The sequence below is a fragment of the Bacillus pumilus genome, assembly GCF_009937765.1.
Taxonomy (GTDB): domain Bacteria; phylum Bacillota; class Bacilli; order Bacillales; family Bacillaceae; genus Bacillus; species Bacillus pumilus_O.
In genome coordinates this window covers 2,772,201-2,786,254 of sequence record NZ_CP047089.1, presented here as the reverse complement: position 1 = coordinate 2,786,254, position 14,054 = coordinate 2,772,201, and the positions used below count along the sequence as shown (strand labels likewise).

The following is a 14,054-nucleotide window of genomic DNA, read 5'->3' as shown; positions in this document are numbered from 1 at the left end:
GTGGGCGTAACTAGTTATTCCTTTGAACCTATATCAAGCCAGTGGCTCAATCAATAAGTGACTTACATGATATGATAAATAGATTAAGTTGTATATCGAAAAATAGAGTTTATTGAAATTTCATATGAGGTGGAATTATATGCCTAAAATTGACAATATGTTAGCAATTCTATGGATGCTCCATTCAGGTGAAAAAATTACGGCAAAACAAATTTCAGAAAAGTTAGAAATGAATGTAAGGACTGTGTATCGTTATATTGATACACTTTCAACAAGTGGCGTACCTATCATGTCAGAACCGGGACATAACGGTGGATACACGTTATTGAACAATTTTATTAAGGCGCCTCTTTTTTTTGATTTTGAGGAGCAAACTTCACTATTTCATGCTGCTGTATTTGCAGAAGAAGCCGGATATTATGGAGGTGAAGCACTAAATCGGGCCATTTCAAAACTAAGTAAATACTCAAATCAAGAGCAGGAAACAAAGATAAACCAACATTTAACTAGTCTTGAAGTAATAAATCGGTTAAGTCCACTCTCTTTGAAACCTTTTTTGAAGGAGTTAGAGCAAGCTGTAGCTGACGGGTTTTCAGCAAAAATTCTTTACGATAAAAGTGGCGTAAAGCAATTAAATGATAGATTGGTCGATCCGTACAGAATTACCTATTGGAATAATAAGTGGTATGTGATTGGATTTTGTCATCTTAGGAATGATATCCGCAGTTTTAGAGTAGACCGAATCGAAAGTCTAACGCTAACCGAAAATAAGTTTAACCGGCCAAAAAATTTTTCAGCACGTGACTTTTTTATAAAAAATCTCCTTCCAACTATAGAAGATAAGGAAGAGATTATTTCTTTGGTTATTCATGGGGATCAAAGTGTATTGGCTGATATTTGCCAACATTGGTTTTTAGGACATTATTTACAAGAACGAACTTCAAATCAAGCAGTTTTTCTTCTTGAAAAAGATATGTTACATACATATGTACCTTATTTACTTTTACCGTACAATAAATCTATTAAAGTGATTGAGCCAATAAGTCTTAAGAAAAAACTTATTGAAGTTCTGACTGAATTAATAAAATTTTATCAAGAATGATAAACTTCCCTGACGTTAACTGTCAGGGAAGTTTTATTATAATAGCTATATCAATTGTGATTGGAGTGCTATTGGATGCAAACAAAAAAAGCTTTTCTATATGTATTTCATACAATGTCGGACTGGGAATATGGATATTTAATTGCTGAACTAAACTCAGGAAGATATTTCAAAAAAGATTTAGCACCTTTAAAAGTAATTACAGTAGGAGCTAATAAAGAAATGATTACTACTATGGGAGGACTAAACATAAAACCAGATATTTCTCTTAATGAATGTACTCTTGAGTGTAAAGATCTTTTAATTTTACCAGGAGGAACGACTTGGAATGAAGAAATGCATCAACCGGTCTTGAAAAATATTGACCAAGCTTTAAAGATTGGCACTATTGTTGCTGCAATTTGTGGTGCAACTGATGCCCTTGCGAACATGGGATACTTGGATACTAGAAAGCATACAAGTAATAATTTAGAATATACCAAAATGGTATGCCCTAACTATAAAGGAGAAAAGTTCTATGAGTTGGGACCTGCGGTTTCTGATGCAAATTTAGTCACTGCATCGGGAATAGCTCCTCTGGAATTTGCAATGGAAGTACTGAGAAAGATAGATGTATTTACACCAGATGCATTACATTCATGGTATAACCTAAATAAAACTCATAAACCTGAATACTTCTTACAGTTAATGAATTCAATAAATGAATAAATGAAGTAGCTAAAAAGCTCAATTACTCTATTTTGATTTGTAGAGAAGTTGAGCTTTTTCATTTGGCATTTCTTTGTCGTTGTAAATCCACATTTTCCTGACGCTACTTCATTAATAATCATCAATCTATTTTATTCTGATAGCTTGACTTTCAAGAAGTTCTAAGAATTTTCCTTTTTTTCTCTTCTTGCAAAATCAACGAATCTGAAGCGGTCTAATCGGTGACGGCTTTCAGTGTATTGAAATAAACTTGTATCCTCTAAGAACACGTAATTCTTCACGACGACAACATGGTCAAACCCGTTCAAATCAAGATACTTGGCGTCCTCTTCTGTACATGGCTCTACCACAAATTCCTTTTGGGCATAGCTGATTGATACACCAAGCTCTCCTTCAATATACTCGTAGATGGACCCTTCGCATATGTCTTTTGACAAGACGGACACATGCTTTTGCAAAAAGTAATCCTTGTCTAAAATCACTTCTTCTCCGCTAATATTACGAGACCGAATGACTTCCCAGACATCCTCCTGCCCACTTATTTTCAGCTGAGACTGAATATACTGATCCGGTTTGATTAAACCAAATTCGTGAACCGTCGTAACAGTCTTCCGGCCAAGCGTTTGAGAAAGTTCTTTAAAGCTGACAAGACCCGAGACTGGAAATTGCATTTTCTCTCGATTCAGTAAGACAGAGCCTTTCCCGCGGATTTTTTGGATATAGCCATTTTGCACAAGGATATTTAATGCCTTTCTTACCGTCTCACGGGATGTGTCATACATCAAGGACAGCTCATGCTCTGATGGCAGAATGCCTTTATCCTGCCATTCACCTTGTTCAATTCGTTTTGCGAGCTGATCATAAATCACTCGAAACTTATTCTCTTTCATTTTCCCTCCGCCCCATTTTCTAGCGTTTGGTTAAATGATAAACGATTGACTCATATGGACGCAACGTAAATCCTTTCATATCTTCCGGTGCATCCTCATAATTGGATAACAGCACTTGCCCCTCCATCTCGTCTACAGCCTGCACAAGCTCATCAGGAAGCGTAAAGTCCGTCTCTCCTGCGTAAAAGTGATTGATCACAAGAAGCTTCTCCTCACCGCTTTCTCTCACATAAGCAAAAACCTTCGGGTCATCTGCTAAGAGTAAGGTAAAGCTTCCATATGTGATCACGTCAAGTTCTTTACGCAGCTTACAAAGGGCTTGATAATGGTAGAAAATAGACGTCTTGTCTTTTAATGAAGCTTCGACTGAAATGTCGTTATTGGCTGGCTCAATCCATGGTGTTCCTTTTGAGAAACCTGCGTTCTTTTCTGAGGTCCACTGCATCGGAGTTCTCGCATTATCTCTTGACTTGACCTGTAAAATGGCAAGCGCTTCTTCCTTTGATTTCCCTTTTTCAAGCATGGCTTCATACATATTGAGTGATTCAATATCACGGTAAGACAAGATGTCCTCAAACTGAGGATTCTTCATACCAATCTCTTCACCTTGATAAATATATGGCGTCCCTTGCATGAGATGAATGGTGGTCGCCAGCATCTTCGCTGATTGCTGATGGTACGTTTCGTCATCACCGTATCTTGAAACGATACGTGGCTGATCATGATTACACCAGAAGAGCGCATTCCAGCCGCCACCCTCATGCATTTTCGTCTGCCACTCAGACAGAATCGACTTCAATTCATGAAAATCAAATGGTGCTATGGCCCATTTTTCTCCGTTTGGATAATCGACCTTTAAATGATGGAAATTAAACGTCATATCCAGCTCCTGCCGATCCGGTCTTGTATACCGAATGCAGTCTGCGATATTCGTTGAAGACATTTCTCCGACGGTCATGCTGTCATATTTCGAAAAAACCTCTTGGTTCATTTCGTGCAGAAACTCATGAATTCTTGGACCATCCGTATAATACATCCGGCCGTCTCCTTGTACAGACTGTCCAGCATCATCTAAGAAGCGCTGATCTTTTGAGATGTTGTTGATGACATCCAGCCTGAATCCATCAATTCCCTTTTCAAACCAAAAGTGCATGATGTCATATACTTGCCTGCGCACCTCTTCCTTTTCCCAATTGAGATCTGCTTGGGTGACATCGTATAAATGAAGATAATACTCACCTGTTACTTCATCTAACTCCCATGCTGGACCGCCAAATTTTGACTGCCAATCATTTGGCGGGGAGCCGTCTGCCTTGGGCTCCTTCCAAATATAATAATCTCGATAAGGATTATCCTTTGACTCGCGTGATGCTTGAAACCACTTATGGAAAATGGATGTATGATTGACGGCTAAATCCATGATAACTCGTATACCTCGATCATGGGCTTCTTTCAGCATGTGTTCAAAATCCGCCATTGTGCCGTACATGTCATGGATTTTTGTATAATCACTAATATCATAGCCGTTGTCATGTTGCGGGGACTCATACATTGGCGTGAGCCAAATACAATCCGCCCCCAGCTCTTTAATATAATCGAGCTTTTTTGTCACACCATTGATATCGCCTGTACCTGAGCCTGTTGTATCTAAAAAGCTCTTCGGATAAATTTGATAGACCACCGCTTTTTTCCACCACGGTTCGTTAGTTTGTTGTTTCAATTTCATCCACCACCACTAGTTAAGTTCTTGTGATACATCTTTCTTCTTTTTCAGCTTTGCATACAAAAGGGTTCCGATGAATGGGACGATGAGGACAATGACCATTCCTATCGCAAATGCGCCCCAATATTTCGGGATAATAGAGAAGATTCCCGGAATGCCTCCAACACCAACTGAGCTTGCCAGCACCCCTTGAGAGGCGATAAACATACCGGCTAAACCAGAGCTAATAAGGGCGAAAATAAATGGGAACCGGTAGCGTAAGTTGACACCAAACATCGCTGGCTCGGTAATTCCTAAGTAAGCAGAAATACTTGATGTGAGCGAGAGACCCTTTTGTTTTTCATCTTTCAAAACAAACATCATCGCAAGTGCGGCTGACCCTTGTGCGATATTAGACAGTGCGAGCATCGGCCATAGAAACGTGCCGTGCAGTTTTGAATTAATCAATTGAATATCAACAGCGAGGAACGTATGATGCATTCCAGTAATGACTAACGCTGCATACAAACCGCCGTATAATAGACCGCCAAGTGCTGCGAACTGCTGGAATACAGCAACAAGTCCAGATGTTAACACGTTGCCGATTGCAAATGTGATAGGTCCAATGACAATAAAGGATAAAAAGCCAATGACTAATAACGTAATCGGAGCAACCACTAATAGCTGAATGCTTTCAGGTGTCCGTTTTGTGATAAACAATTCGAGCTTCGCTAGTAAATACGAGGCGACGAGTATCGGAAGAACCTGTCCTTGATACCCTACCTTTTGCACTTCAAGTCCAAACAAGTTCCAGACTGGAATCTCACCGGACTTTTCTGCCGCTCCATAGCCCCACGCATTTAATAAGTCTGGGTGTACGAGCATCAGCCCAAGGACCATCCCTAAGAGCGGATTTCCCCCAAACCGCTTCACGGCTGACCAGCCGATTAATGCGGGCAGGAATGTGAAGGCAGTGCCTGCAATCAAGTTGATCATATTCGCTAAATCAGCCCAAGCCGGATACACATCGACAATCGATTTTTGATCAAAGAAAATGTCAGGAGCTGTTAGAATATTATTAATCCCCATTAATAAACCGGCGGTGACGATGGCAGGAAGAATCGGAATAAAAATATCCGCAAGCGTTTTCACAGCACGCTGCAATGGATTTAATTTTTGATCAGAGGCACGCTTCACGTCCTCTTTTGTGGCTTCACCAATCCCTGTCTGTTTCACCATTTCGGCATATACCCGATTGACGACCCCTTGGCCGATCACCACTTGGTATTGACCGTTCGCTGAGAAAGATCCCTTCACTTCTTCTATTTGTTCAAGTGCTTTCTCATCAACCTTTCCTTCATCCTTCAGCACAAAGCGCAGCCTTGTCACACAATGTGTCGCTTGATCAATGTTTTCTTTGCCGCCGATGGCTTTCACAATCTGATCTGCTGCTGCCTGATAATCAGCCATGCTATCCCCTCCGAGATCGTTTTTATAAGAAAAAAGAACCAAAAAACTTGTATATACATGTTTGATTATTATTTTATATTTGTATATACATGTAGTCAACAACAAAATGTAGCGCTTTCATAAAAAAAGCCCCCTCAATGTGCTCAGGAGAGGCAGCGTGTCATCATCTTTTTTTATGCTCCGTTAATTTTTCGTAGACCCTGTTTTTATAAAAGGAGGAGGCTGGACGAGCAAAAGTTTGCCGCTTAGATGTGAGTTCATCCAGTCGTTTTTGTTTTTCTTCACATATGAGAGAAAGCTTTTTTCTTTCCTCACCGTCTATACTGGAATGAAGCAGTTCTTTGACGGTCATGAGTTCTTTTTTCAGTGCTGTTTCTTCCCCAGCAAAGCCAGCATTTTTCATCATCCGATAGCCCATTCTTAGTTCTTCAGGTATATGAGCAGCGTCATCTTTAGGCAGAGGTTTGCCAAAGCCAGATAATCCTTCAAAAGCCCCGTTATCCATCGCTTTTTTGATCCGTTCTTCTGATAATCTCTGCGCAAAATCCATGGCGTTCTCCTTTCGCCTGCAACAATTTGTTTAAGCATAGCAAAAAAGCTGACTCTCTCACAAGAGTCAGCTTCAGCGTGTAGACAAACCCTCGCATTCGTTGTCAGGTCTGCGCTTCGGTGCTCACGATTGTCAAATTCGCTCCGCTCCGGTGCTCGTCCTTCCTAGGGCCGCAAAGGTTTTCATGTCACGCTGAAAAGAAGACAAAGGGCTAAAATCAAGATCATTTTAGCCCTTTCTCGTTATTTATTGTCGATTTTGAAAGTAGAAACCATATGTGCTAAGTCCTCTGACATATCAGAGAGCTGTTCAATCGCACTTGAAATTTGCTGCATGCCAGCACTTTGCTGTTCTGTTGCTGCCGCTACTTCTTGAGAGCTGGCTGCATGTTCTTCCGATACAACAGAAATTTGCTCAATTGATGTAGAAATCGTTTGATATGCTTGCTCAACTTGCTTAATAGAAGCAAGCAAATTGTTCGTTCTTCTTGAAAACTGAGATACACCGTCGTAAATCAAAGCGAAGTTTTGTGACGTGCCTTCCATTTGCTCACGTCCTTCTTCCACTGCTTTACTACTTTCCTCTACACTTTCAAGAACGCGCTGACTGTTTTCCTGTGTGCCGATGACAAGATCTGAAACGGTTTTAGCCGCATCCGCTGATTGCTCAGCTAACTTACGCACCTCATCTGCCACAACAGCAAACCCTTTTCCTTCTTCTCCAACACGTGCTGCTTCAATTGAAGCATTCAGTGCGAGTAGATTCGTTTGGGCTGAAATGTCCGTAATGATCGAGATGACACTTTCAATCTCCGTTGAATGAGATTGTAATTCTTCTGCTGCCTGCTTGGAGTTGGTCATCTTGTCATGTAGCATATTCAGATGATCAAGCACATGGTTCACTAATTTTTGACCAGATTCTGATTGCTCTTGTACGTCAGATGAAACAGATTTCATTTCATCGACTTCTTTTGTGACGCCTTCGATTTGAGTATCAATCTCTGCAACGGATGTCGTACAATCCGTAATATTTGCGACAGAATCATTGATTCCTTCACTCATATTCGTCATAGCTTCTGATACTTGCTGCGCACTTTGACTTGATTCAGTCGTCACCGTACGAAGCTGTGAAGACATTTTCGATACTTCACTAGATGAGTTTGAGATTTTCGAAATGAGCTCTTTAATCCGTCCCTGCATCTTTTGGAAGGATGCGGCAAGTTGACCGATCTCATCTTTACTTTCAACCTCTACCATACCAGTTAAATCACCGTCAGCAATTCGGTTCGCTGATTCCATCAAGGAACGTGCTGGTTTTGCAATCCTTCTTCCCATGAAGTATGAGAAGAGTAATCCACCGATCAGCACAATGGCAGATGCCGCTGTGATATAGATCATCAACTTCTGCGTTGTTTGAGGCACGACAGACGCATCTAAATCAATGCCTAAAATCCCTGTCAGCTCACCGCCTGAATCCTTGATTGGCAAAAAGACTGATTTATGTGTTCCAAATGAGTCTTTGTAAATATCACTTTTGACCATTTTATCTTCAGAGAGCGCTTGTTTCATCTCATCTGAAAAGACATAATCTTGATCAAAATCATTTTCTTCTCCGGTTAAGATAATAATTCTTTCTTTGCCGCCTTTATTAGAAAGCACATATAAGTTCTCAAGCGTATGATCTTCTTGAAGCTCTGTGAATTTCTTTTTGACCTCCACATAAAGGGGATCATCTTTCCCGCTAACACCAAGGACGTTTCCATCCACATTATCGATCTCTTTCTTCGCTGTATCAATATCTGTTGTTAATCGATAATCAAATTGCTTTAATAACTGGGATGATAAATCCTGGCTGACTAGATAGAATGTTAGAACGAATAGTGCAACGGTTGCAAGTAATGTTACGACAACGACTGACATGATTTTAGAGGATATCGTGTATCCTCCAAATTTCCTTTGTTTCGCCATTTTTTCCTACATCTCCACTCTCAGATTTGATTTAAGCATGTACATGTTCAAATTGTCCACAAACAGATGCGATCACATCTTTTAAATAAGATACGATATGTGGGATATGCTCTGGTAACGTATAAGGTGAGATGACAAAAAACTTACTAACACTTAGATAGAATTCTTGTCCTTCTTTAGCATTTACAAGTAAAAACTTCGTTGTATCACCAAAGAACATTTCGTCTCTTTTCTCTCCAAGCTTTTCAAACAGCATTTTGTTCAATTCATTGTTCCGCTCAATTTCCATCGCCGTCGCTTCGCCTGAAATTTCTTCTTGAAAGCGCGGTGAGCCATCTAGGTAAATTCTAAACAATGTAGCCATTCCGACGTTGTCATCATTCACGACTTCTGCTTGCGGAATTTCCCTACTAAGTGCTTCTCTGAAGGCAAGGTTCACTTCTAAGAATTGACCGAGCAAGCGCTGGTAGCCTTCAACCCCAAACGTTAACAGCACACTCAGCATACTAATCGAGCTTCCCATTCTTGAGCATTCCAGTGTATAACCCGTATGGTATTCTCCGTAGCCTCTATGACCAACGTATGGTGTCTCTTGTTCTTCTAGATCTAAACGTTTTAGGTCTGCCGCGTTTTTCACTAAGAATAAACTAGATGTGTAAGGTGTTTGGCCGAGCTTTTGAAAGTCAAAGCACATCGTGTCAGCAAGAGAAAGATGCTGGAATTTCGCTTGGATTTCTTTTAGCATACGAAGAACACCGTCTGAGAATTGCAGCGGGTTTTCAGCTAGATCATACTCATTAAAGAAAGCAAAGAATCCGCCGAGTGCTGAATCCGCATGAATATGCGGCACCTTTAGACCATATTCCTCAGCAATGGCTTCTGCTGTTTCACGTACCCCTTTTACATCATCAATTGCAATGGCATCTGTTGTTCCGGTTGTTGCGACAATATAAACGGGAATCCCGCCACCCTGTGCAACACGTTCCATTTGACAACGCAAATCTTCCATATCCATCGAATGATCTTTATTCGTTTTAATTCTGATCAAGTTGTCTGTGCCAAGTCCTGTTGCTTCCATTGACTTAAATAAGCTGTAATGTGCCGCATCAGAACAAAACGCATAAAGGTTTTGCGGAACTCCTTTTCGCAGTGACTCTGGCGCAACTTTTGCAATCGCTAAACGCAGTCCTGAGAAAATGGCTCCTTGACCTCCCCATGTTGTATATCCCCCGCTCACATTTGGATCATATCCGATGAGTTTAGACATCATTGAGACCACTCTGACCTCAGCTTCCGCTCCTGCTGGTCCATACACATCCCATAGGTTGTTTCCGTTTACCAGCATCGCCGTTAGCATGCCTAGAATTCCTGGTGTACTTGCCATCGGCAAAATGTTCGTGAAGAAATACTTTGTGTGATAAGGATGGTTATGTAAAAGCTTCAGTAATTCTTCATTCACAAGTTCCGCTTGTTGGCCGTTCATCGGAATTTGACTTGTTTCTGTGAGCTTTTGGTAAAAATCCTCCTCACGATTCTTTTCACCCTTTAGGTGTGCACGGTTCGGATCTTTCAGGTGATCGACCCCTGAAACAATCTGCTCCATCAATTTGATGAATTCTTTACGCTCTGCTGCATTTCCGTCCTCACTCGGAAACCAGTTCTGAACGAGGTTGTTTGCTCGTACAGTCATATACTATCAATCCTTTCAATGGAAGATTTCCTGTCAAAGTCTATATCGACCCCAATTCAAAAGTTTATAGTCTCGAAATGTTTACTTAAGTATATTTAGATAATTTGTTCATTCATCAAAATAGATAAAACCCTTACAAAACACATCAAAACCATTATGTTAATGAAACAAAAAAATATATTGATATATCTCAACACAGGAAATATCCTCCATATCCCTTTTCCGTTCTTCTTCTCATTTTTTTTACTTAACCTGCATAAACATTAAGAAACACTGGAAATACTCTCTAATTCATCATTGTAGAAACCAAATTAATTCTTTAGACTCGTGCCTTTTTACCTGTTTTATTGATATAGCAACTGGAAAATTGCTGAATTTTCTGTTAATAATAGGATGAATTTCACAAAAAGTTTTTCGAAGAGCGAAAATTTTCGTTTTCTCCCCTTTTATTGCTGGGACGAGCTGTTAGACATACTTCGCCGGTTATCACTTTTCTATTTGCTCATTTCATGGTATATTCTAATGGTTCGTTTTCTTTCGTTCCGCCTCTTCCGTGTATCGGAGAAAAGGAGTGTTTTTATGAAAACATTTATTCAAAAACGAGGCCTCGGCTTCTTTGTTATTGCAGTCATCTTACTTTGGCTCAAAACGTATTCGGCATATTTAATTGAATTTAAACTTGGTATATCAAATGTGCTTCAGCATATTTTGCTTTTCGTGAATCCTATTAGCTCCAGCTTGTTCTTTCTTGGCTTTGCTTTATTGTTCAAGAAAAAATGGCAGCCTGCCGCTATCATTGTGATTCATTTTTTCATGTCTTTTTTACTATACGCAAACATCGTGTACTATCGATTCTTCAATGACTTTATCACACTGCCTACCGTGATGCAGGCAGGAACGAATGGCGGACAATTAGGTGATAGTGCATTTTCACTCATGCGTTGGACTGATATGTTTTACTTTATGGATACCATCATTTTGATCGTACTCGCAGTCCGCATGAAAAAGCAGCAAACAAGTACAACTACTGTACCTGTTCAAAAGTCAAAATCGTTTAGACTCGTCCTTGTGTCTTCTGTTGTCATCTTTGTGATGAATTTAGTCGCTGCAGAGATTGATCGTCCAGAGCTTTTATCAAGGTCGTTTGACCGCAATTATTTAGTGAAATATTTAGGTGCTTATAACTTTACAGTGTTTGATGCCATTCAAAATGTGAAATCAAACAGCCAGCGTGCTCTGGCAAATTCAAATGACGTGACAGATGTAGAGAACTATTTAAAAGCGAACAGTGCTGATCCTAACCCTGCTTATTACGGGAAAGCGAAAGGCATGAACGTGATTACGATTTCTCTTGAATCTCTGCAAAACTTTGTCATTGATTACAAAGTAAACGGAAAAGAAGTGACGCCCTTCCTTAATTCATTGGCACACGACAATAAAACGTTTTACTTTGATAACTTCTTCCATCAAACAGGGCAAGGAAAAACGTCTGATGCTGAATTTATGATGGATACTGGGCTATTCCCATTATCACAAGGCTCTGTTTTTATTAACAAAGCGCAAAACACGTATCAAGCCATTCCTGGCATCCTGAAGAAGGATCAGTACACGTCAGCAGAATTCCACGGCAATACAAAAACCTTCTGGAACCGTAATGAAATGTTTAAGTCGTTTGGATATGACAGATTTTACGATTCTGAGTACTACGATATGAATGAGCAAGATACGAAGAACTATGGGTTGAAAGACAAACCATTCTTCAAAGAATCTATGCCAATGCTTGAAAACTTAAAGCAGCCGTTTTATTCGAAATTCATTACGTTATCGAACCATTTCCCATTTGGAATGGATGAAGGGGATACCGATTTCGAACCTGGTGACTTCGGAGATTCTGTCGTCAATAACTATTTCCAATCCGCTCATTATTTAGATGAAGCCATTGAACAGTTCTTCAACGACCTGAAAAAGTCTGGTCTCTATGACAATACAGTCGTCATTATGTACGGTGACCATTACGGCATTTCTGAAAACCACAATGAAGCGATGGAAAAAGTGACAGGACAAAAAATTGGAGATTATGAAAATGCGCAGCTTATGCGTGTACCGCTCTTTATCCATGTACCAGGCGTAAAAGGCGGACAGATTCATAAATACTCTGGTGAAGTCGATGTCGCACCAACCCTTCTACACCTGCTTGGCGATGATACGAAGAACTATTTAATGTCTGGTTCAGATATCTTATCGAATAATTTCAAAGAGCTAGTGCCATTTAGAAATGGTGACTTCGTCTCTAAGGATTACACAAAAGTAGGCAATAACTATTACAGCAACAAAACAGGTGAGAAAATCGAGCCGACTGATAAGGCATCACAAGAAAATGAAACGGTGAAAAAGATGCTTGAGACATCTGATAAGATTGTCACCGAAGACTTACTCCGTTTCTACAAGCCTAAAGGCTTTACACCAATTGACCGCAATCAATATGACTATACAAAGAAAGTACAGGATGAAGAAGATTCCTCTTCCGCCAAAGATGAATCAAGCTCTTCATCAAAATAATTTACTCATTTTAAGAACCAGCCGATCTCTGATCAGCTGGTTTTTTTCACGTTTGCCCCCTATTTCACCGGGTATAGAAAGAAGAAGGAGGGATTTTATCATGAAGAAAACAACCGCTTTTGTCATGACTGCTTCACTCGCTACGTCCGCCTTCATTGGATTCAGCCCTGTAGCCCCAGCACATGCCATGAGCAAATCAGCAGTCGAGCAATCCGTTCCTCAAGGTCCGACAACCGCTTTAAACACCATTTATGAGCTGGCACATAAAGGACAAATGCCGTATTATGCAAAAGGCTTTAAAATTGGTGTTCAAACAAAGAAGGATGTCCATCATAAACTAGGAAATCCATATCCAGAAACAGGCCAAAGTAGCTTTGATTTGTATCATGCTGAAATGGGGAATCCGGGATTTGCTTTTCATTATGATGCAAAAGGCAAAATTGATGAAATTCGTTATTTCGGCACAAATGTAGAAAAAGAAACGAATATCGGCGGAATGACCCCTTCCCTACTAAAGAAACAACTTGGACAAGCGGATTCAGTCAGTACCATCCCACAGACAAAAGAAAAAAAATACGTGTATCGAACTGGAGATTATGAGCTGGAATTTATCGTCGGTCATGATCCAGATATCAGTCAGCAGAAGCTCACCGTCTTGCATATTAACTTGGTGAAAGCTGATTCCTAAATAAAAAAGCATCCTGAGCAAAAGCTGAGGATGCTTTTTCTTTATTATGAAGCCACTTCTAAATGCGGCTTTCTTTTCATTGTTCGTTTCAAGACTGGACCTGCGACATAATCAAGTCCAAATTTGCCTGCATTTCCTTTCGCAGCCATGATGATGATGGCAATGAGCAGAAGAAGCGGGTTAACAGAGACGGTACCAGCTAGTAAGAAAGAGACATTCATCATGCTTCCGAAAAATGCTGCGGTTGTTGTGAATAATCCAACAATTAATCCTAGACCTACTAAAATTTCTCCCCACATGACCATGGCACTAAATAGTCCAGCATTCGGCAAAGCGACATTTTCTAAAAACCATACATAGAACGGATACACAAGGTTTCCATCTTTGACAACAGGTTCAGCTATCGCAAATTGTAAATACCCAGATGCATCGAATCCGCCTGTTAGTTTTCCTATACCAGATGTGAGCCAAGTCCAACCGATATAAAGTCTTGCTGCCAAAAGGATAACCGCTGCCCATACATTCGTTTGTAAGAATTTTGTAAACATGATGATGCCTCCCTTTAATTTATGTGAATTTCTTCACATTTTCTTTATGATCTTATTATACTACTTTAAAACTAATTTGTGATCTTTTTCACATACGTATTCACAAATTGTTCATGAATATCTAAATGAGGTAACTTTTCCCTTGCTAAATCCGTCTTAGTCATTTCAGACAATGAAAAG

At 40.1% G+C, this 14,054-nt stretch carries 11 protein-coding genes; 4 read left to right on the top strand and 7 right to left on the bottom strand.

Going from position 1 to position 14,054, the window contains the following annotated elements:
* The first annotated feature begins 139 nt into the window (after window positions 1–139).
* Both GPS65_RS13675 and GPS65_RS13670 read left to right on the top strand, forming a co-directional pair.
* Window positions 140–1,102, top strand: a complete 963-nt coding sequence (locus GPS65_RS13675; protein ID WP_119124566.1) for a helix-turn-helix transcriptional regulator — start codon at window positions 140–142, stop codon at window positions 1,100–1,102.
* A 75-nt stretch (window positions 1,103–1,177) separates the two neighbouring features.
* Window positions 1,178–1,810: a type 1 glutamine amidotransferase family protein gene (locus tag GPS65_RS13670; RefSeq protein ID WP_144457409.1), complete on the top strand. Its 633-nt coding sequence runs from the start codon at window positions 1,178–1,180 to the stop codon at window positions 1,808–1,810.
* A 161-nt stretch (window positions 1,811–1,971) separates the two neighbouring features.
* Here the strand turns inward: GPS65_RS13670 and treR are convergent, their stop codons facing one another.
* The 6 genes from treR to GPS65_RS13640 all read right to left on the bottom strand — a co-directional run bounded on the left by treR (window position 1,972) and on the right by GPS65_RS13640 (window position 10,079).
* Window positions 1,972–2,700: a trehalose operon repressor gene (treR, locus tag GPS65_RS13665; RefSeq protein WP_088000730.1), complete on the bottom strand. Its 729-nt coding sequence runs from the start codon at window positions 2,698–2,700 to the stop codon at window positions 1,972–1,974.
* 19 nt (window positions 2,701–2,719) lie between these two features.
* Window positions 2,720–4,420 carry an alpha,alpha-phosphotrehalase gene (treC, locus tag GPS65_RS13660; RefSeq protein ID WP_144468632.1) on the bottom strand — a complete coding sequence of 567 codons (1,701 nt, stop codon included), beginning with the start codon at window positions 4,418–4,420 and terminating at the stop codon, window positions 2,720–2,722.
* 15 nt (window positions 4,421–4,435) lie between these two features.
* Window positions 4,436–5,872 (bottom strand): PTS system trehalose-specific EIIBC component, encoded by a 1,437-nt coding sequence (gene treP / locus GPS65_RS13655; RefSeq protein ID WP_003213824.1) that lies wholly within the window; start codon window positions 5,870–5,872, stop codon window positions 4,436–4,438.
* A 163-nt stretch (window positions 5,873–6,035) separates the two neighbouring features.
* Window positions 6,036–6,422 (bottom strand): DnaJ family domain-containing protein, encoded by a 387-nt coding sequence (locus GPS65_RS13650; protein WP_012009257.1) that lies wholly within the window; start codon window positions 6,420–6,422, stop codon window positions 6,036–6,038.
* A gap of 242 nt (window positions 6,423–6,664) precedes the next feature.
* On the bottom strand, window positions 6,665–8,389 hold the full coding sequence (locus GPS65_RS13645; protein ID WP_012009256.1) for a methyl-accepting chemotaxis protein: 1,725 nt from the start codon (window positions 8,387–8,389) through the stop codon (window positions 6,665–6,667).
* A gap of 31 nt (window positions 8,390–8,420) precedes the next feature.
* The gene (locus GPS65_RS13640; RefSeq protein ID WP_012009255.1) at window positions 8,421–10,079 is read right to left on the bottom strand and encodes a pyridoxal phosphate-dependent decarboxylase family protein; all 1,659 of its coding nucleotides are present in this window, start codon (window positions 10,077–10,079) and stop codon (window positions 8,421–8,423) included.
* A gap of 579 nt (window positions 10,080–10,658) precedes the next feature.
* Here GPS65_RS13640 and ltaS point away from each other — a divergent pair.
* Complete coding sequence (gene ltaS / locus GPS65_RS13635; protein WP_144482143.1) at window positions 10,659–12,638, top strand: lipoteichoic acid synthase; 1,980 nt, start codon at window positions 10,659–10,661, stop codon at window positions 12,636–12,638.
* A gap of 100 nt (window positions 12,639–12,738) precedes the next feature.
* On the top strand, window positions 12,739–13,326 hold the full coding sequence (locus GPS65_RS13630; protein ID WP_012009253.1) for a YjgB family protein: 588 nt from the start codon (window positions 12,739–12,741) through the stop codon (window positions 13,324–13,326).
* 44 nt (window positions 13,327–13,370) lie between these two features.
* Here GPS65_RS13630 and GPS65_RS13625 read toward each other — a convergent pair whose 3' ends face one another.
* Entirely contained in the window at window positions 13,371–13,874 is a 504-nt protein-coding gene (locus GPS65_RS13625; RefSeq protein ID WP_012009252.1) for a DoxX family protein, read from the bottom strand.
* Between the last annotated feature and the right edge of the window lie 180 nt (window positions 13,875–14,054).